The organism is Streptomyces sp. NPDC002680 (genome assembly GCF_042889145.1).
GTDB lineage: Bacteria > Actinomycetota > Actinomycetes > Streptomycetales > Streptomycetaceae > Streptomyces > Streptomyces adonidis.
In genome coordinates this window covers 17,944-36,285 of record NZ_JBIAQP010000017.1, presented here as the reverse complement: position 1 = coordinate 36,285, position 18,342 = coordinate 17,944, and the positions used below count along the sequence as shown (strand labels likewise).

Below are 18,342 nucleotides of genomic sequence, written 5' to 3'. Positions count from 1 at the left end.
AAGACATGCCTCCGGCGGGGCCGCTCAGGCTCCGAGATGGCGGGGGCGCCGTTCGCGAGTGCCGACGACAATCGGACGGCTACGCCGCACCTATGCGGAGACATCCACCCATGGCTCACACGCCTCCGCAAGCTTGCGCAGCTCGCTCTTCAGGTCATCCCACTTAACGGGAACTTTGCCGTTGCCAGCCCCATCCGCCTGGGAGCCAGCGGTACTGCCATTGCCAGCCCCATCCGCCAACGCCAGCAAGTCATCTACTAGGTGACCTCTCTCCTCCGATTGCACGATAAATGAGCCGAGTCCGGGATACCCGCTATTCAGGCGAGTGCGCAGAGCTCTATCCAGAGGTGCCAGCTCAGCGATAAACTGTTCACGCACCTCAGCTTTCTTTTCCGGGCCAGCCTGGCGGAGTCGGGTAAAAGCTCTCTCGACCGACTCAATTGCCTCAAAAATTTGCGTACAAACTTTCCTCCCTCGACTAGTCGCCTTGTTTATGGCTATTGCGGAAGCAAGTAGCACGGTTGCAATTAGGGCGGCACGCTGAGGAAATGCGAAGTCCGGTTGCGGTAGGCCGGATATCATGAGACCCGCCCCGATTGCCAGACACGCTATTGCAGCACAATGGAAAATCACCGAAGCCTCCACGTGCGATTTCAACACGGGCCCCGGGAGCTGCGACTTCAACACAGGACCTGGAGGGCGAAACTCGCGATTCGCAAGATGAAGGGCGATTCGGAATACGCCGAATAGCGCAAGGAAGGCTCCCGCCCAAAATCTGTCTGTCAGCGCGAAAATGATCGCCGCCAGGATCATGAGCGCTAGAATTGGAAGTAGAAATAGGAAGGCCAAGGAGTAATTTGTCAGCCAGACAGCTATACGGTGCTCAACCCGCTGCTGAATCGTCTTAGCTGTGGCAATTGCACCGGCGATAGCGAATACGAACGCCACCAACGCAAGCACAGCGATTTCGCCGGCCGTAAGTTCCAGCATCCGGCCGGGACCTCCGGGCAGTCGAGTTCCGACTGCGTTTACGAAAACCGCAATCCCGCCCGTAGCTATCAAAGCCGCACTAGAAGGCACAAGGCTGGTGGCAACGCGTTTGACAAGCCCCGATGGCTTTTCCTCTTCCGGCTCATCCGGGATGTCTGGCAGAGTCATAATGGTGTCAGGCGCCTCTGATTCAGCATCAGACAATGCGCCCGGCGTGAGAGAGTCCGCCGACGCCACCTGACCATCCGTCACGGACTTATCTTTGGAATCAGGCATCGCTGCCTCGCTGGAGCTACAGATGAGCTGGGACAGATTAGCCGCTCAATAAGGGGGCCACACCAAGAATCTCACTTCAGTCGTGGACACGCCACTCGTGTAGCGCTGCAACCCACGCGAAGGGCGATGCGCGCGAACGCCGATGGCGTACTCAACGACCTGTTCATTGGGGTTCCCCACTCAGACCTGCACTGGTAAGCCCGCGTGAAGCGCTGAACGAGGCATCCTGGGCCCGCACGGCACACTGGCCCAGAGAAACGCCCCTCTCCTCACCGCTTGTGGGGCTCCATCTGCTCCGGCAAAAACCCAACTCACCAAGATCCCCGACAACACCCAGGGCAAGAAGTCACCTTAGTTTGCACCCATTAAAGGACCCGGCAGGTTGTGCCACTCGTGACCGCACCCATCGGCGCAATGCAGCGCCCGCCTGCGGGTGTCCGCGATGCTGAAGAGGGCAACGAGCAAGCGGAAGGACTTGGTGAGTTCATAGGCCGGAAGCCCTGCCATCCCGAAGCGCCACTTCGTGAGCATCACCGCAGGCGTGTGCGTGGGACGAATGCCAGAACGCGCAATGCTCTCAGGCGCATCGTCCTCGCAGGCACGGGCCTGCCCGCAGAACAGCACCAGTGCGTGCAAGACCTTGCGTCGGTCATCCACCGAGAGGCCCTCGAACCACTCGACACCCTCGGCCATCGGCCTGAGCCCCTGCGCGAGTTCGTTCAGTGCCACCTCGTGTGCGTACAACACCGGCCACCTCCCCTGAGGTACAGCCATCGACGATTCCCCGGCTATTCAGAACGAAGGCGTGAAGCCGGCGGACTGGTCGAGGTGGAACGCGGAGCCCGGAGCCGTCGGAGTCCAACCCTCGCGCAGGGCAAACCGAACGGCCGCGGCAACACCAGACGGCAGTACAGGATCAGCCTCGCGATCTATCCAGTTGCTCGGATGCGGTTGGTCCGTGGTGACCACGAGCGTCATGCCCGGGGTGTCCGCATGCTCGACCGCGAACGTGCAGGGCGACCAGGCCAGCCCCTGAAAGTACGTCGGCCTGCCCCGCAGCCGCCAGTGGTAGGCCGTGCCGTCGACAACGATCCGTCGTGATCCCTTGCGGACCAGTGCCATGGCTCCCCCTTCAACAGCGACGATGCTAGCGACCCCGGCCCCGCCGCCCGTCTCAGTTTCCGTCCCATTCAGCACCGTTCACGGTCGTTCAGGCGAGACCGAAGCCGGTGGCCGCTCCCACGGCCGAACGCCCATGAACGCAGGTGTACGGCCCCGCTCGAAACCCCAGGCCCCACCACCACAGTTGGAAAGCGTGCGCCTTCAGAGTGCGGACCCTCCGCCTGTCCTGAGCGGGGCCATACCCCCGCCCGCGTGCAACGCGCTCGGGTAACACAGGCGCGGAGCACCACACAGCTCTCCAATGCTCCAGCCCACCAAGCTGCCGCCGCCCCAGCCCCGCAGCCGCCCCAAGCACGGCAACACTGATCACGACCCCGCAGACACCCAAGGAGCAAGCAGCTCCAACACTTCCTCCCAGCGGTAACGGTCCGCCCCACCCCCGGCCTTCGGCCGATGAGGCTCGTACGAGCCGATCAGGACCCCCATCTCACGTAGCCGTTGCAGGCTCTGGCCGTACGCGGGATGGGCGGCCTGGGCCGAGTTCAAGTACGGCAGTACAGCGACCGGTACGCCCATGGCGGGTGCTTCGCACAGGATGCCCAGGGCCAGGTTGTCGGAGATCCCGGCAGCCCACTTGTTGACGGTGTTGAAGCTGGCCGGGGCGACCGCGATCGCATCCGCGGGCCGAGTCGGGCGCGATTGACCCGATGATCGCCAGGCCGAGCGGATGGGGCACCCGGTCTGGGCCTCGACCGCCTCCGCGTCGAGGAAGCCGAGCCCCTGCGGGGTGGCGACGACACCGACGTCCCAGTGCCGCTCCTGTGCTGCGGTGATCAGCTTGCCGACGTCATTGGCTACCCCGGCCGCACAGACCACGATCTGCAGGAACAGCTTGTCGGGCTGATCACTCACGCGGGCACTCCCAGTCGGCGGCTGAAGTGGTGCAGCTCGGGCAGCGCCCGGCGGCGGTCGCTGGCTGCCATGTCGGCGACCAGTTCGCGTACGGCCGGGCGGCGGATGTCCTGTGCCGCACAGCTCTCGGCGATACGCAGGGCCTGGTAGCCGTCGGCGAGTCTGCCCTGCTGACTGTAGGTGCGGGCAGTCTCCACCCACAGCGCGGCCCGGCGTTCGGGGACCGGAATGTGGCGCCGCATGAGGGGCCGTGCGGCTTGCAGGGCGACTTTGGTGGGGCTGAAGTTTGCCCGGGCGTCGAGCCGGTCGAAAGCAGCGACGTAGCGGGCCATCGCCTTGGCCTCGGTGAGGAAGTCCTGGGTGGTGGCGCGATCGCCGTTTCTGCTGGCCACGGTCGCCTTGCGGAGCAGCACCAAGCCGAACGCCGCCGGGTACCGGGGCGAGCGCTGGTCGTAGGAACCGGTGAGTTGGTCGCCGGTGCGGTGCACCAAGTACACGGCCTGAGCGTGTATTTCTCCCGCACGAATACGTGAGCGCGGACGCTCGCGGCGAGGCGGAGACAGCGCGGCGGAATGTTCGGAGCGCCACACCCTCAGCTACCGAGCAGCCGGCATGTTCCCGTCCCGCCAGTCGTTCACGCGCCTTCGGATGCTCGGGACCATCGGAAGCGCATCGACCTCTTCGGGCAGGAACCAGCGGACGTCGGTGGATTCCTCGGAGACCGTCAGGTGCCCGGCAACTGGGCGTGCCAGGAAGCAGATGGAGAACTCCTGGCGGACCTCGCCGTCGTCGTAGGCGATGACGTGACGGGGGTTGGTGTAGGTGCCGACGATGCCGACGATCTCTACGTCGAAACCGGTCTCCTCGCGGGTCTCCCGAACGGCACAGTCCGGCAGTGACTCGCCGATGTGCATGGCGCCGCCGGGAAGCGCCCACATGTCGTTGTCGCTACGACGTTGCAGCAGGATGCGGCCCGAGTCGTCGACGACGACCACGGATGCGGCCGGGACCAGGCGTTGTGCGGCCGGGGCGTTCGGGTCGTCCTCGTAGTCGCGCCTACCCACGGCCGTTTCCTTCCCATACCGGAGTGCCCCGGTTCCACAGTTCGTCGACGTGGGAGGCGAAGCGGTCGAACATGCCGTCGTTCTGGTGCCGACGCAGATGCAGCGTAGGGGCATCGTGCCCCACGCTGTGGGTCAGCAGGGGCGTCACGATCATGTCGTCGTCGAAGCGGAAGACGGACAGGTAGGCGTGTCCATCGCTGAACCTCGCGTCTATGCCCGGCTGTTCCTTGATCTTCTCCAGTTCCGCGAGTGTCACGCGGATGCGGGTCGACAGAGTCAGCGCAACGTCTTCGTCCTGTTCGCGTGCGCGCGTGAGGTCACTGTCAGGGTCACCGAGCAGAAAGCGCACTCGGCACCCTTGAGAGGCCTTGCGCTTCAGCGCCGTACCGAATCGAGCCTGCTCAAGCCAGAGAAAGTAGTTGGTGTACCCGGCGAAGGTCAGCTCTCGTTCGGACTTGGTGATCAGCGAACGCCACACGGAGGCCGGACAGCCGGACCGGTAGGGATAGACGGACACGACCTCGCGATCCGGACCGACCTTTATCGCCTTCTTCGCGGCTACTGGCCACAACACCGACTCGTCCTCCCCGAGTGCTTCGCAGACGGCCCACCGGTGGCGGGCACGAGGTACCCGCCCGGTCTCCGTGATCCATCGGCCAACGGTCTTGATGTCCACGCCGCAGCTCTCCGCCAACTGACGGTCGGTCATTCGGGCTTGCAGCATGGCGCGGCGCAGCGGTTCATTCACGGATGCCCCCGGGGACGTTAGGCACGCTTTTCACGGTAGCCCTGCTCCATGCCTAACGGTCGCGGAACGCAGTAGGAACGCCCTGTCAGAGGCGGAAGGGTTGTGGTCGACCAGCATCGCCGCCCCCGACCGTCGTGCGTGACGTATGTACGGCCCGGGGCGGTGGCCATCAACCGCAGGAGGTTGACGCAGTGAGCCGCACCATCGACACCGTCCACGACTGTCAAGAAGCACAACGACAGCGAGCCTGGCAGCGAACGCCGTGGCCGACTGAACGCAGAGTGGTCATCGGGCGGAGTCTGGCTCTCGGACGGGAGCTGTCAGCGTGACGGAACACCTCGACGTAGTACGACTTCTGCCGTGGGTGGGCTCCGGAGGCAAGCCCTGTTATCTGGCCGGAGGCGGCTCCCACGGGTACGTCTCGCGACTCGCGGACAATATGGAGTCGATGCAACTCGGTCTGGCCGGCAGCCTGCTCAAGGAAGCTCGGATCATGCTTGACGGCCGCAACTGGACGCCGGGCGAACTCCATTTGCTGGCCGTTCAGTTGACTGAGGCCCTCACCGACGTGCACCGCGTCGCGGAGAGCCGGGGCGCGCGCCTGTCCGTTCCTTCCTGGGACGATTCCGACCTGGCCGACGACGACGACGGGGACTGCGGCAGTTGCGCAGAGCCAACTGAGGCTGTCGGGTGACAACCTCCCGAGCGCGATCACCGAGCACGGCTCCGAAACGTTCCACGAGGAACAGACAGCAGGCAGAAGACCTACCGCCGAGGTCGTTGTGGTCGACGGGCACCCTCTGTGGGACGTGCACAGGAACACGCCGTATCTGGTGCTCCGACTGCTGCGGGTTCGAGGGCTGCTGGACCTGCGCGCACACGTACATGGTGGCCTGTCCGTCCTGCGCCGAAGGGAAGTTGGAGCCGATCCGATGGTGAGGCTCGGGCATCGGCGCTGGCCTCCCCGTACGTACTCTGACCGCATGACGAGGCTGATCGTCGCAGCAGGTGGAGGAGGCGATGCGGTCGCCGCCGCCATGCTCGACGCCGCCCTCTACGGCGCCGACCAGCACCCGACCGTGATCCTTACCTACGCCTGGGACCGCCTCCTGATCGATCCGGTACCCGGTCCACGAGGGCCGGACGACTTCACGGGCCTCGAACAGATCACCCCGGTGGTGTGGGCCGTGCCGGCGGGAGCCCGACCGGTCGCTCCCGCCGGGTCCATGCTCCCCCGGCTCGCGTCGGAACTCCCGTACACCTTCGCTCTGATCGACCCGCGCCACGGTGTCGAAGGCCTCACGCGTCAACTCGAAGAACTGGTCCGGCACTTCTCCCCGGTGTCGATCGACCTCCTGGACGTGGGCGGTGACATCCTCGCCCGGGGTGACGAACCGACGCTGAAGAGCCCGCTCGCCGACGCCGTGACACTCGCCGCGTGCTGCCAAGTGAACGCGTCCATCAGGCTGTTGGTCGCTGGACCCGGCCTGGACGGTGAACTCCCGCTCGACGACGACCTGCAGGGCGTGCTCGGCCCGCTCGTCCACAACTTCACGGCGGATGACGTGGAGCCGGTCGGCTCGGTCCTGGAGTGGCATCCGTCCGAGGTGACCGGGATGCTCGCGGCGACTGCGCGAGGGGTACGCGGTGTCTGCGAGGTACGGGACGCCGGGCTGCCCGTGGCTCTGACTGACGTCGGCCCGACCGTCCATGAGGTCGACCTGGACGAGGCGTTGAGCCGTAACCGACTGGCCCGCTCGATCCTGGAGACAGCGAGCCTGAACGACGTGGAGGCCCACAGCCGCGAAGTCTGCGGCTACTCGGAGATCGACTCCGAACGCAGCAAGGCGGCACGACTCCTTGAGCGGTCGGCGACCGAACTCGACCCGGTGGCCACGCTGTCGACCGCGCTGTCGAGGCTCGATGCGTTCGAGAGCCTCGCCCGAAGCCGTGGAGTCACCCACACGACGTTCCGTCGTCTCACCGAGGCCCTGGGCCTCAACGGCTCTCAACGCGCTCGCCTGCGTCAACTCCTCATCAGCAGGCGCCCCGAGCAGTACGCAGCACCGCTCTGGCGCATCCCGTAGGACCCGATTGTCAGAGTCGGCTGCTAGCTTCCGCCGTCACAGGTGGACGGAGACAGACGGACGGAAATGGCCGGGAGGGGATGAAGGCCGGTGGGGGCTTCGCACTGGGACTACTACGTGCCGTACCAGGAGGACCTGAACGCCGCGCTTCAGCAGCTGCGGCGTGCGGTGTTCGAGGCAGGGGACTACTACTGGGTCAACGGTGCCGACTGGCGGCCGGAGGCGGAGCGGGAGCCTCGGCCGCGGACTCTGGAGGAGCTGTGGGAGGTCGAGTTGGTCCATGAGGCCGGTACGCACTCGATCCTCGATGTCTTCGTCGTGCTGGTGCCCGACGACACCCCGGACTACAACACCGTGGAGCCGGTCACCGACGAGGAGGCACTCGAACTGCTCGGGACGGAGAAGCTCACCCGTGCGCACGTCCCGGACTTCGACGTCTTCCCCCGGTCCCGCTGGGTCGGACGGTGCGCGGTGCTGCACGACGACGAGGGCAAGCCGCAGGAGATCCGCTTCTGGGGGCACTCGGGCGACTGAACCGGAGGCTGGAACACACCACCACCGGCCGCCAACTGCCCCCACCACCCCCCACCGAGCCTCTCGTCGGTGGAGGCTGCCCGGGGCAGGCACGCCCTGGCCGGGCGCGCCTGCCCCGCCCCGACTAGCTGACGACCTGAAGCGACTTCGGCCAGCCGATCTCGTCGAGCTTCTTGAACAGGCTCATGATGTCGGCGGGTCGAAGCTTGATGCAGCCGTTGGAGCCGAAGTCGCGCGGTTCGTCCCAGCGCTGGGGCTCGAGGGTGCCCTGACCGCCGTTGCGCGTCATCTCACTGTGGATGAACAGCGCGCTGCGCAGCGTGCCGTTGGTGCACTTCTTGTCGGACAACTGGATTGCGTAGCCCTTGATCACACCGTCCTTGCTCTTTGTGTGCATCCCGACGGTGTAGTCGCCGTTGGGCAGCCAGCCCTGGTTCCTGACGCACTCGTTCTTGTTGTTGACGCCGTTGCCGGATCCGGCGCGGTAGGTGATCACCACCTGGCCGCCGCGGATCACCGAGAGGCTCGACGCCTTGGGGTCCGACTGGTTCTTGTCGAACTTCAACCAGACGGTTCCACCACCGGGGTTGCCGCCGCCGCTGCCACCTCCGCCGTTCACCAGCCTGGCCCAGGTGTTGGGTCCGACGATGCCGTCGACCGTGAGGCCCTTGGCCTTCTGGAAGGCCTTGACCGCTATCGCCGTGGCCGGGCCGTACGCGCCGTCGGCGGTCGCCGGGTAGCCGTTGTCCGTGAGCTGCTGCTGAAGTGCCTTGACCGCAGGGCCCTTTGAGCCCGACTTCACGGTGACGATGAGCTTCGCCCAGGTCTTGGGGCCCACCACGCCGTCGGCCGTGAGGCCCTTGGCCCGCTGGAAGGCCTTGACCTGGCCGGCCGTACCGGAACCGAAGATCCCGTCGGCCGCGGTCGCGTGTCCCTGCGCGGTCAGCAGCAACTGGACGGTGGCCACGTCCACGCCCCGCTGACCGGACTTCACCACCGGCCACGACGCCTGGGCCTGTGCAGCGGCGGCAGCGGCAGCGGCAGGCGCAACAGTGACCGGCTGGGCCTCGGCGGTCTCGGGCGGGACTGCCCCGGACGTGACACCGGCCGTCAGGACTGCGGAAAAGAGGGCCGCGGAGACGATGTGACGCCGCTTCGGCTTCAGGAATTCGGTACGCATGATCGTGCTTCTTTCCTTGCTGGGATCGCGACCCTGAGGGAGTCGCGGGTGGAAATCAGGTGCGGAATCGGATGTGTGTGGTGGTCAGTGGGCGACCAGGGCGGCCCAGGTGCGGGCCCCCGCGACGCCGTCTGCCGTGAGGCGCTCGGCTTTCTGGAATGCCTTGAGCTGCGCGGCGGTGGCCGGGCCGAAGACGCCGTCGGCGGTCGCGGCGTAGCCGTTGTCCGTGAGCTGCTGCTGAAGTGCCTTGACCGCAGGGCCCCTTGAGCCCGACTTCACGGTGACGATGAGGCCGGCCCAGGTGTCGGAACCGACGACGCCGTCCGCAGTGAGGCCGTTGGCCCGCTGGAATGCCTTGACCTGGGCGGCCGTACCCGCACCGAAAACCCCGTCGGCCGTGGTCGCGTATCCCCGCGCGGTCAGCGACAACTGGACGGTGGCCACGTCCACGCCCCGCTGGCCGGACTTCACCACCGGCCAGGAGGCAGGCGGTTGCGGCATCGGTGTGCCGCCCAGGTTCGCCATGGCGCGCAGTTGGCCGAGGGTGCCACGGAAGACATTGCGGTCGGCGGTGCCGACAGCCCCGTCCCTGGCCGGCATGCCCGAGACCCGCTCGGACTCGGTGTACTGCCAGAACGTCCAGGAGCCCGCGCCCGGCACGGGCTGTGGTTCGTTCGCATCGCTGCCGTACCGGGCGAGCCACAGCGGGTAGCCCTTGAAGGTCTGCCCCTTGTCCCCCATGCACTCCTTCACGAAGGAGGCACGCGTGTAGACGACGGGCGTCACCTTGAACGCCGACTTCACCCGCTTCAGGAAGATGCCGAGCTGGTCGGAGCGCAGTGCCTTCGGGCACACCTCCTTCGCGTTCACCCGCACCTTCTCCACGTCCAGGACGGGCGGCAGTTCCCCGGCTCTGGTCCCGGTGTAGCCGGCGGCGCGCGCGGTGCGGATGAAGTGATCGGCCTGGGCCGCGCCGTCCGTCGTCCCCGCCGGGTCGAAGAAGTGGTACGGCGCCCGCAGCAGCGGCGTGGCAGAGGCGGCCCTGAAGTCCCGTGCGAACCAAGGGTCCTTGTAGCGGGTGCCCTGGGTCGCCTTGAGGAAGGCGAACTGGTTGTTCCGGGCAACGCGTTGCCAGTCGATGGCCTTGCCCGTCGCGTCATGGTTGTGATGACTGGTGTCGACGCCCTTCACCGCGTACGAACTCGGGGGCGCCGCAAGGCTTCCGGACGCACCGGCCAGTAGCGCACCGCACGTGAGAGAGGCCGTCGCGACGGCCACCGCGGTGCGGCGCGGTCCATGCCGAGAGGGAGCGTGCGTGGGCACAGTCGGACTCCTTCGGAAACGCCGAGAGGGCGTGCAGGAAACGAGGGCCTGCACGGCCCGGTGGGAGGGAATGGCTCAACCCTGCCCCGGCAGTTCCGGCGACTTCCACACATCCGGCGGGTGCGTTGATGCATGCATCCGTGGCGTTCTATGCATGCGTCTGACCTGCGGTGATGCATGGCATCCCAGGCGGGATGCATCAACTGGTTCTTCGCATGACAAGCAGGCAGTACCCCCGGCCCCCGGCCAAGTTCTCCTTGGGCCGGGGGACACGCGGGTCAGGACACCGGGAAGTGGACGGGCGGCAACTGGGCGTCCATCAGCGCACGCCAGGTCGACGCGTCGGCCTCACCGGTCACTGGCAGCTCGTGGACTTCCTGGAACGTGGAAAGGTTCCGCGCGGTCGCCGCGGTGAACTCGCCGGTGACGGCCGTGGTGAGGCCGGCGTTGGTGAGCAGTGACTGCACCGCCGAGACCGCGGCGCCCTTGGACTCGGAGCGGACATCCAGTACGAGCAACGGCCAGGTCTTCGGGCCCACCTTGCCGTCGGCCACCAGAGCGTGCCGAGTCTGGAACTCCTTGACGGCGGCCGCGGTCTTCGGGCCGAAGATGCCGTCGACCTCCACCTCGTGACCGTGGGCGACAAGCAGATACTGAACGGTCCTGGCCTTCCAGAAACGGTCGCCCTCCCGGGCCAGTGGCCATTGCGGCGCGGCGGAGGTGGGGGTGGGGATGGGGGTCGCTGTGGGCGATGGCGGATCCGGCTCCGGATTCGGCCCCGTGCCCGAGGCCGAAGTTGCCCACCACACACCGCCGCCGGTCGCGAGGATCGTGAACACCAATACGGCGACCGGCCAGACGGCAGCCCGCCGGGACTGCGGGGTGGCAGGGAGTGGGGGTAGAGGGGGAGGCGGGAGTGGGGCGGTTGCCTTCGCGTGGAGATCCAGGGCCCTGGCGAGTTCATCCGGTGAGCGACCCAGCAATTCGTGCATCGCGTGGATCACATCGAGCCGGGCGACCGTCGGTCGGTCGAGGCTCATATAGCGCGAGATCATCTCCTGGCTGGTCTTCACGCCCCGGTCGGTGAGCCTGCGGGCCAGTGCCTTCTGAGGGATCCTTCCGGCTTCCTCCCACCAACTCCTCAGTAACTGAGCGAGTTCGCGCTTCGGTGTCTTCTCCTGGTCGCCCTGCAATACGTTCACAGTCCCGTGCCCTGATCCGTTCGGCGCATAGTCGCAGGTCAAGGCCATGTTTGGGCAGCCTTGCATGGATGCGTGAACCCGCGTGCCGCAGATGCTAGTGGACGCCGCAGACCGCCGTACGACATGTGATCGCAGCCGCGAGAGTGCTTCGCACCACACTTCCTCGTTGCATGGAGTGCGGCCCCAAAGCTGGATTGAGGCCGATTCGGACTACAAGTGGCCGCTTCTGGCCTTATGGTTTCCGCCATGTTCGAGACAATCCGTTGGCACTGTCACGTTCACGCGAACGACCGCCACGCCGCCGAGCGGGTGGTCGAGCGTTTCGCGGCCCGCTTGGATCGCCCCGTCGAGATCGAGAACTACGAGCGGTACTGCAAGTTCCCCGAATTGGCCGTGTTGCGGCTCGTCACCCCGCTCGGGTGCGCTGCTCCAGAGCACGCGCTGATGACCGTCCTCGACTGTGCGTGGAAAATCGCGACGCCATGGAGCCTCGGCAGTCAAGGATCAAGCACCCACCACGAGTTCGAGGGCATCGCCGCTGCGAACATCGGCGCCCGCTTCAGCGTCCCGGGCATCGAATGGATGGAGTTCCGCGTCACCGATCGGCCTTGACGAAGCCCCTGCTTGCGCTCCCGACACGGAGGCACGCAGCAGCGTCTCTGCTCGCGCCTACCTCCGGAGTTCGCGTCCTGAGCGGTCGGGCATCCTGACGGCATGACGGAGACCGGGGCCAACTACGTGAAGGTTCACTTCCGCCTTGAGCTGGAGGACAACTGGCCTCCTGCGGGGGTGGAAAGCCTGTGGGCAATCGATCAGGGCGACGGCACCGTGAAGCTCGACAACGTCCCGTGGTTCGTACGGAGCGTCGCATGTGGTGACGTGCTCGCGGCGAGCCCCGATGAAGAGGGCGAGCTGTGGGCCGGCGACGTGGTTCGTCCGTCGGGGAACTGCACCGTCCGCCTGATCGTGCTTCGCGAGGGAGGCTCCGGGGCCGCGCGGCAGACCGTCCTCGACGCCTTTCACCGCTTGGGCGTGTGTGGCGAGGGGATCGAGCGCTTCGGCATGGTCGCGTTGGACATCCCTCCTACCTCGGATCTCGCTCAGGTCCAACGGCTGCTCAACCACGGTGTGGCCAAGTCGTGGTGGGACATGGAAGAGGGGTGCGTCACCGCCGAGTGGCGCGCTCTCAGCGCTGACTGACCTGGTTGTTCGACGGTGTCTCCCGTGCAGCGGCGACGCCACTCCTCCTCCCCCGGTCAGGAGGGCCATGCCTCCAGGAGTCTCGCCGGGCCGTATGCGGCGTCGAGTCCCGTGCAGTCCGTGCCGCTGCGCGAGACCGCGACCACAGGAACCGGCTCGGACGTGAGCATCGCGCGGTGGCGCAGGAGCGCCGACAGGTCGTGACGGTCGAAGGGTGCGTTCTCCAGCCACTTCACCGAGCCGACGAACAGCAACTCCTTGGCGATGGGGGCGCGGTCGGCTCCGACGATGTCGATCTCCACGTCATTGGTACGGGTCCAGTAGGCGCCGATCGCGGGGGCGGCGGGGAGGGACGCGTCCGGCAGCAGGCGTGCCAGGGCCTCGCGTACGAGGGGCTCCACGGCGCGACCACGCCAGCTGGTCCAGTTCTCGCGGATGCGCCCCAGCGTCAGATCACCCCGGCCCCGTTCGATCTCCTCCATCGCAGGTCCGAGGAATCGGAGCCAGAAGCGGAGATAGGGGTCCGCGACCCGGTAGCGCCGGTCTTTCGAAGGGCCTGTGGACACGGGCAGTTCGGCCGCGATCAGCCTCTTGTCCGTGAGGACGCCCAGCGAGCGCTGGAGGGGAGTGGCTCCGATGCCGCCGGCCGCACGGCCGATGTTCGTGAAGGTCCGCTCGCCGCTCCCGATCGCCGACAGCACCGTACGCGCCTGCACCTGCTGCGAGAACTCTGCGGCGAGCGACCGCTCCGCCGATACCAGCAGGGCGGACACCGGATCGTTCAGGGCAGCCGACAGGAAGTCCCACACCCCCGCGCCGTGCGGCCACTCCGCGCAGATCAAGGGCAGCCCACCGGTGATCAGCGCCGCGTCGAACGCCTCGGCCGGATCGAGGCCCAGCATCCCGCCCACTTCAGCCGGGTTGAGGGGACCGAGCGCCATCTCCCGGCCGCGCTGATGGAAGGGGCGGCCATAGCTGTTCAGGGCCTCCATCATCGACAGATCGGAGCCGATGAGGATGAGCAGCACCGGCCTGACCTCCAGCACCCTGTCCCACGCCCGCTGCAATGTGCCCTCGAACGCCCCCTCCGCATCCATCAGATACGGCACTTCGTCCATGACCACGATGCTCGCCCGGTCGGTGGGCAGGGCTGCCGCGAGGACGTCGAAGGCGTCGTCCCAGTTCGCCGGACGGGCCGAGGCCAGCAGACCGGCCAGGGGAAGGTTCGACGCCTGGGCGTCCCGGCCGAGCCGCTCAAGGTCGATCCGCGGCGACGCTCCCGTGGCGGCGTAGAAGACGAACGGTGCGCCGGACCGCTGCGCGAACCGCTCGACCAGCCGGGACTTCCCCACGCGCCGGCGACCCCGCATCATCAGGCACCGCCCGGGTCGCTCCCCGCCGACCCCGGCCACCACTTTGCCGAGTTCCCGGTTCAGCGTCTCCAGCTCGCGCGTCCTGCCCACAAAATCGCCCACGCCATTGCCCTCCGCATGTCCGCCCAGCCACTCAGCCTCGACCCCAGAGAATAACTAACCTCAATGTTACTAACATCGATATTAGTAATATTGGTGGACATGCGATGGAGGACACAGACGAAGGAGGGCACCCCCAGGCCCCCGACCCGAAGGTGCCCCAAGGCAGCGCACACGCACAGCCCAGCCCAGCCCGGGGACCCCTACCCCCCGAACACCACCCCCAGCCGCCCATCAGAAGCAAACGACCAGCTCAGCCCACCCCCATACGCCGAGCACCGCCCCCCGTTGCTCCCCGACCAGAACTGGTTCGACGTATCGGCATCGCCGATGATCCGGTCGTTCGTGCCACTCGCGCTGCGGCACGACGTGTTGTCGCGGAACACCGACGTGCCGCCGTCGAAGTTGAAGTTGCGTTCCGTGTTGTCGATGCTCACGTTCCCCGACACCGCCATGGTCCCCGGGTTGCTGTTCCAGGTGAAGCCGTGTTTGCCGTTGTTGTAGGCGATGCTCCGGCGGACGATGTGGTTGACGGCGATGTCGTCGCCGCCGAGCTTGTAGCCGTTGCGGTCGCCGTTGCCGGCCTGGGAGCCGTCGGTGAGGGTGCCGTTCTCGTAGGCGAGGGAGTCCTCGATGGTCACCGGGCCGATGGGGCCCGTGTCGGTCTTGGTGTAGAGGTCCCAGCCGTCGTCGATGTTGTTGTGGGAGACCGCATAGCGGAAGACGTTGCCCGCGCCCGTCGTCAGTTTCGCCGCGAAGCCGTCCGCGTCCTCGCCGTCCGAGTCCGCGTTGTCGTGCGACTCGGCACTCAGGATCAGGTTGTTGGCCGGCCAGTCGGCGGCCGGGGTGCTGGAGGAGATACGGCCGAGCTGGAGACCCGTGTCGCGGTTGAAGCGGGTCACCGTGCGCTCGATGACGTTGTTGCTGCCGCCGACGTAGATGCCGTTGTCACCGGCCCGTTCGACGACCAGGCCCTTGATGTGCCAGTAGTTGGCGTTGAGTTGGAGGCCTCTGTTCGATGAACTCTCCGTCTGGGAGGCAAAGTTGAGGACCGGGGTTTCGCCCGGGTAGGCGGACAGGGTCGTGCGGGTCGTCGACGTGCCGTTGTTGCCCACCGGGATCGTGATCGTCGAGGCGTAGGTGTACGTGCCTCCGCGGACGTAGATCGTGCCGCCCGCGGTGATACGGCTGATCGCGGAGGTCAGCGTCGTCGGCGCCGTCGACGTGCCCGACGCGCTGTCCGTGCCCGACGGGGATACGTACAACGCCGACGCCGTGGGGGGTGTCGTGCCGCCGCCGTCCGGGACGTTCGCGTCGAGGTAGTCGATGTTCGGGAGGCCCGCCGCAGCCGTCGGGTTGAAGCGGATCGTGTTGCTGCCCGCGACCACCGGGACGGTCAGGGTCTTCGTCGTCCAGCCCGTCCAGGTGCTGGTGCTCTCGAAGGAGACCGTCGTGGTCGTCGTACCGTTCACGATGACGTTCACCGCACGGGCGGTGGTCGTGCCGTTGGCGAAGCGGACGCCCAGTGTCGCCGTGCCCGATGCGGGTGCGGAAACGGTGAACTGGGCGTACGCGCCTGCCGCGTTGGTGCCGTTGCAGAATCCGCTGCCGGAGTAACCGGTCCAGTCGGAGTCGATCGTGCCGGTGCAGACCGACGGGGATGTCTCGGCCTCGTAGCGCGTGGTCGCGGCCTGTGCGGTCGTGCCGGACAGGGCGACGAGGGTGCCTGCCAGCAGGCCGACGCACGCCGTGACGGGTCTCAGATGCCTCAGATGCATCGTGGGTTTCTCCATCTCCAGGACGGTTGGATCAACTTCCGGGCCGGATCAGAAAGCGCTTTCCCTCGGAAGTTAGGGGTGTCGCCCTGGAGGCGTCAATAGACTGCTACTTGATCACTGTTCACATCCATGGATTGGCGGCGGTGAGAGTGACGGTCGTCCGAGCCTTCCGACTGCTGATCGGACAGTCCAGCCCGTGTCCTTCAGGACCGGGGCGCCGCCTGAGTTGTTCCAGATACTGAACGGGGCGAGGCCTGTCCACGCCGGGCCGACGGCTCCCACCAGGTACGCCCGCATCGACTCGTACCTGGTGGAGAACTCACGAAAGCCCGCCGCCGGTTATCACAGGCTGCTGAGTGCGCCGCCGATCTCCTTGGCCACGGCCGTGTGCATGAGGTATTCGTCGATGTTGTGGGCTCGGTCGCTCGCGTTGGTGACAGCGATCTGAGTGAGCTTTCCCCAGCGGGCTTCGTCGAGCGGGCATCCGATGGCGACCGCGTCGGTCGGGCACCAGACGTTGACCCAGTCCCCCACGCCCGTGGGGGACTGCGGACCACCGGCGAGAATCCGCGAGTTGACCGCGTCCATGCCCAGCGGGCTGCCCGCGGTCACGAGCAGCGTCAGGTCGAGGCCGGCAGGAAGCCGGGGGATGAGGTCCATGCCGACGACGGTGCCCAGACTGTGGGTGACCAGCACGAGTCGGCCTCTTGTCGTCGGGACCGTTTCCAGTACGCAGGTGAGCACTGCTTCACGGACGCTCTCGTCGCTGAGGTACCGGTCGACGTCGCGGAAGACAGTGGCAATGGTCCACTCGTCGAGCTTGGTCTTGTCCGTGAGCCAGCTCAGCGGGCGTTGCAGGGCGCCGACGAGGAACGAATCGAGTCCCTCGTCGACCACGGGCCCGTTCTGGGGCATACCCGCTCTGTGTGCCGCTTCGGTGAGGATGGCTTCGTAGGAGCCCGTGGACGACTCGGCGGCGAACGACTCGGCGGCAGCGGAGGCCGTCAGCTCGGCGTAGTCGATCGCGCCGCCGGTGGCTTCCTTCCATCCCATGATGTCGGCCAACTTGTCCCCGTAGAAGGGGAACCAGACGTCTTCCGGATCGATGGTGGCCATACCCGCTCGGGTGAGGCCATGGTTCAGACCCGCTGTCCATTCGCGACGGAGATCTCCGGGATTCCTCTTCTGCTGGCGGCGGCCGTGCAGGAAGAGCACATGCACCCCGTCGTCGGCGGCGGTGCTCCGGGCCGGCAGGCCGACGCCGCCGGTGGCTGCTTGCTCGGGCGCCTCGGTCGTACGTACGTCCGCGACCCTCGTCGTACCAGGGGGCGTCACGGAACCTCCGAGCAGGGGAGCGTCCGGGGGCGACGGTTGGGGACTTTCTGTTGGAACAGCGGTTCCGCTCGGGACGAGACCGGACTCCGTGCCCATCTCTCGCAGCAGCGGGTCGGGGTCAGGACCGGTGTCGGGTCTCGGCGTCGCCAGATGCTTGAGGATCGAACTGATGCGTACGCCCTCGTTCGCGATCCAGTCGATCGTGTCGTCGCTGTCACCGCGCTGCCATACCTGGCCGTCCTTGCGCAGCACGCGTCCCTGGCCGTCCGTCTTCGGTACGCCTCTGTGGTGCAGCGCCACGACTTCCCACTGGTCGTTGTAGACCGGGGATCCCGAGTTCCCGGGTTCGGTGTCGGTCATGTAGTGGAGAAACTCGTCCAACCGCACCAAGAGGGTGTTGTCGCGCAGAGCGATTTCCTTCAGCCGTCCGTTCGGGTGACCGATGATGTTCACGCGTTCGCCGATGGTCAGATTGCCGACCCGGACGCTGAGCGAGTTCCAGCCGAAGTCATCACCGGGCGGCCGACCGTCGGCGTCGGAGGCGATCGCCACCAGCGCGAAGTCCAGGTGTTCGTCCGCAGTGAAGAACCTGTCCGGATCGAACTCCCTGCGTACGGCGGCTTCGGGCGTGTTGTCGACGCCGGCCTGGGCATTGAATTCCGGGAAGCACTGCCGGGCGAATTCCTTGTCGGGCAGTACATGGTGGTTGGTCATCAGCAGTCGCGGCGAGACCAGAAAGCCCGTGCCGTGCGGGAGTTCGCGGCCGTTGCGGCGCAGGGTGATCCGGGCGACGGTGCTTCCGACGCGGACGCCCCTTGGCAGGAAGCTCCAGGCCTGGAGTTCGTTGGACAGGTTGATGATGCGCTCGTTGGCCTCGGGCATGTCCATGGCCTCGGCATGGAGGGCCGAGACCACGGCCGACGGGGACAGGCCGCCCCGGTCGAGGATCCGCTCCGCACGTGCGGCGAGCGCGTCCGGGGGGTCGGGGAACCGTACTCCCGCCGCCAGTTGTTCCTCGACCCGTTCCCGTTCCGCGGCTGTCTCCTGGTACCGCCGCGCTGCCTCGGCGGACTGCCATTGCAGTCTGTCGCGTGTCGAATCGGCTCTGGGCATGGCATT

17 protein-coding genes and 1 pseudogene are annotated in these 18,342 nt (G+C 66.7%); 5 read left to right on the top strand and 13 right to left on the bottom strand.

What is annotated here, in order from left to right; translation table 11 throughout:
• Nucleotides 1-90: 90 nt before the first annotated feature.
• The 7 genes and pseudogenes from ACFYXF_RS36680 to ACFYXF_RS36650 all read right to left on the bottom strand — a co-directional run bounded on the left by ACFYXF_RS36680 (nucleotide 91) and on the right by ACFYXF_RS36650 (nucleotide 5,112).
• Nucleotides 91-1,242, bottom strand: a complete 1,152-nt coding sequence (locus ACFYXF_RS36680) for a hypothetical protein (RefSeq protein WP_389356288.1) — start codon at nucleotides 1,240-1,242, stop codon at nucleotides 91-93.
• A gap of 375 nt (nucleotides 1,243-1,617) precedes the next feature.
• Nucleotides 1,618-1,995, bottom strand: coding sequence for a DUF5958 family protein (locus ACFYXF_RS36675; protein ID WP_389356287.1), 378 nt, complete (start codon nucleotides 1,993-1,995; stop codon nucleotides 1,618-1,620).
• A gap of 63 nt (nucleotides 1,996-2,058) precedes the next feature.
• Nucleotides 2,059-2,388 carry a hypothetical protein gene (locus ACFYXF_RS36670; protein ID WP_389356286.1) on the bottom strand — a complete coding sequence of 110 codons (330 nt, stop codon included), beginning with the start codon at nucleotides 2,386-2,388 and terminating at the stop codon, nucleotides 2,059-2,061.
• 366 nt (nucleotides 2,389-2,754) lie between these two features.
• Nucleotides 2,755-3,300 carry a flavoprotein gene (locus tag ACFYXF_RS36665; RefSeq protein ID WP_389356285.1) on the bottom strand — a complete coding sequence of 182 codons (546 nt, stop codon included), beginning with the start codon at nucleotides 3,298-3,300 and terminating at the stop codon, nucleotides 2,755-2,757.
• Nucleotides 3,297-3,853, bottom strand: a pseudogene (locus ACFYXF_RS36660) (transcriptional regulator); the annotation flags it as partial. The pseudogene ACFYXF_RS36660 and the gene ACFYXF_RS36665, both read right to left, overlap by 4 nt.
• A 43-nt stretch (nucleotides 3,854-3,896) precedes the next feature.
• Complete coding sequence (locus ACFYXF_RS36655; protein ID WP_389356284.1) at nucleotides 3,897-4,364, bottom strand: NUDIX hydrolase; 468 nt, start codon at nucleotides 4,362-4,364, stop codon at nucleotides 3,897-3,899.
• Entirely contained in the window at nucleotides 4,357-5,112 is a 756-nt protein-coding gene (locus ACFYXF_RS36650) for a DUF5919 domain-containing protein (RefSeq protein WP_389356283.1), read from the bottom strand. The genes ACFYXF_RS36655 and ACFYXF_RS36650 overlap by 8 nt, the downstream gene beginning before the upstream one ends.
• A gap of 448 nt (nucleotides 5,113-5,560) precedes the next feature.
• Between ACFYXF_RS36650 and ACFYXF_RS36645 the strand changes: the two genes are divergently transcribed.
• The 3 genes from ACFYXF_RS36645 (at nucleotide 5,561) to ACFYXF_RS36635 (ending at nucleotide 7,733) form a co-directional block, all read left to right on the top strand.
• The gene (locus ACFYXF_RS36645; protein WP_389356282.1) at nucleotides 5,561-5,806 is read left to right on the top strand and encodes a hypothetical protein; all 246 of its coding nucleotides are present in this window, start codon (nucleotides 5,561-5,563) and stop codon (nucleotides 5,804-5,806) included.
• Between the two features lie 289 nt (nucleotides 5,807-6,095).
• Nucleotides 6,096-7,199, top strand: coding sequence for a DUF1152 domain-containing protein (locus ACFYXF_RS36640; RefSeq protein ID WP_389356281.1), 1,104 nt, complete (start codon nucleotides 6,096-6,098; stop codon nucleotides 7,197-7,199).
• A 90-nt stretch (nucleotides 7,200-7,289) separates the two neighbouring features.
• Complete coding sequence (locus tag ACFYXF_RS36635) at nucleotides 7,290-7,733, top strand: hypothetical protein (protein ID WP_389356280.1); 444 nt, start codon at nucleotides 7,290-7,292, stop codon at nucleotides 7,731-7,733.
• A gap of 124 nt (nucleotides 7,734-7,857) precedes the next feature.
• Here the strand turns inward: ACFYXF_RS36635 and ACFYXF_RS36630 are convergent, their stop codons facing one another.
• The 3 genes from ACFYXF_RS36630 to ACFYXF_RS36620 all read right to left on the bottom strand — a co-directional run bounded on the left by ACFYXF_RS36630 (nucleotide 7,858) and on the right by ACFYXF_RS36620 (nucleotide 11,438).
• Complete coding sequence (locus ACFYXF_RS36630) at nucleotides 7,858-8,913, bottom strand: peptidoglycan-binding protein (protein ID WP_389356279.1); 1,056 nt, start codon at nucleotides 8,911-8,913, stop codon at nucleotides 7,858-7,860.
• A gap of 84 nt (nucleotides 8,914-8,997) precedes the next feature.
• Entirely contained in the window at nucleotides 8,998-10,236 is a 1,239-nt protein-coding gene (locus ACFYXF_RS36625; RefSeq protein WP_389356278.1) for a GH25 family lysozyme, read from the bottom strand.
• Between the two features lie 278 nt (nucleotides 10,237-10,514).
• Complete coding sequence (locus ACFYXF_RS36620) at nucleotides 10,515-11,438, bottom strand: peptidoglycan-binding protein (protein WP_389356277.1); 924 nt, start codon at nucleotides 11,436-11,438, stop codon at nucleotides 10,515-10,517.
• Between the two features lie 246 nt (nucleotides 11,439-11,684).
• Between ACFYXF_RS36620 and ACFYXF_RS36615 the strand changes: the two genes are divergently transcribed.
• On the top strand, nucleotides 11,685-12,050 hold the full coding sequence (locus ACFYXF_RS36615) for a hypothetical protein (protein ID WP_389356276.1): 366 nt from the start codon (nucleotides 11,685-11,687) through the stop codon (nucleotides 12,048-12,050).
• A 102-nt stretch (nucleotides 12,051-12,152) separates the two neighbouring features.
• Nucleotides 12,153-12,638 (top strand): DUF4265 domain-containing protein, encoded by a 486-nt coding sequence (locus tag ACFYXF_RS36610; protein WP_389356275.1) that lies wholly within the window; start codon nucleotides 12,153-12,155, stop codon nucleotides 12,636-12,638.
• A 56-nt stretch (nucleotides 12,639-12,694) separates the two neighbouring features.
• Here ACFYXF_RS36610 and ACFYXF_RS36605 read toward each other — a convergent pair whose 3' ends face one another.
• From ACFYXF_RS36605 to ACFYXF_RS36595, 3 genes are all read right to left on the bottom strand, one after another.
• Nucleotides 12,695-14,113, bottom strand: a complete 1,419-nt coding sequence (locus tag ACFYXF_RS36605) for an ATP-binding protein (protein WP_389356274.1) — start codon at nucleotides 14,111-14,113, stop codon at nucleotides 12,695-12,697.
• Between the two features lie 200 nt (nucleotides 14,114-14,313).
• A complete protein-coding gene (locus tag ACFYXF_RS36600) occupies nucleotides 14,314-15,903 on the bottom strand; it encodes a carbohydrate-binding protein (protein WP_389356273.1) in 1,590 nt (529 codons plus the stop codon).
• Nucleotides 15,904-16,230: 327 nt separating this feature from the next.
• Nucleotides 16,231-18,336, bottom strand: a complete 2,106-nt coding sequence (locus ACFYXF_RS36595; protein WP_389356272.1) for a trypsin-like serine peptidase — start codon at nucleotides 18,334-18,336, stop codon at nucleotides 16,231-16,233.
• Nucleotides 18,337-18,342: the final 6 nt, after the last annotated feature.

Excerpts from the sequence above, each read along its gene's own strand:
- ACFYXF_RS36670 (WP_389356286.1), bottom strand. The coding sequence starts at position 2,388 with ATGGCACTGGTCCGCAAGGGATCACGACGGATCGTTGTCGACGGCACG.
- ACFYXF_RS36645 (WP_389356282.1), top strand. The coding sequence starts at position 5,561 with ATGCAACTCGGTCTGGCCGGCAGCCTGCTCAAGGAAGCTCGGATCATG.
- ACFYXF_RS36640 (WP_389356281.1), top strand. The coding sequence starts at position 6,096 with ATGACGAGGCTGATCGTCGCAGCAGGTGGAGGAGGCGATGCGGTCGCC.
- ACFYXF_RS36630 (WP_389356279.1), bottom strand. The coding sequence starts at position 8,913 with ATGCGTACCGAATTCCTGAAGCCGAAGCGGCGTCACATCGTCTCCGCG.
- ACFYXF_RS36615 (WP_389356276.1), top strand. The coding sequence starts at position 11,685 with ATGTTCGAGACAATCCGTTGGCACTGTCACGTTCACGCGAACGACCGC.
- ACFYXF_RS36610 (WP_389356275.1), top strand. The coding sequence starts at position 12,153 with ATGACGGAGACCGGGGCCAACTACGTGAAGGTTCACTTCCGCCTTGAG.
- ACFYXF_RS36600 (WP_389356273.1), bottom strand. The coding sequence starts at position 15,903 with ATGGAGAAACCCACGATGCATCTGAGGCATCTGAGACCCGTCACGGCG.
- ACFYXF_RS36595 (WP_389356272.1), bottom strand. The coding sequence starts at position 18,336 with ATGCCCAGAGCCGATTCGACACGCGACAGACTGCAATGGCAGTCCGCC.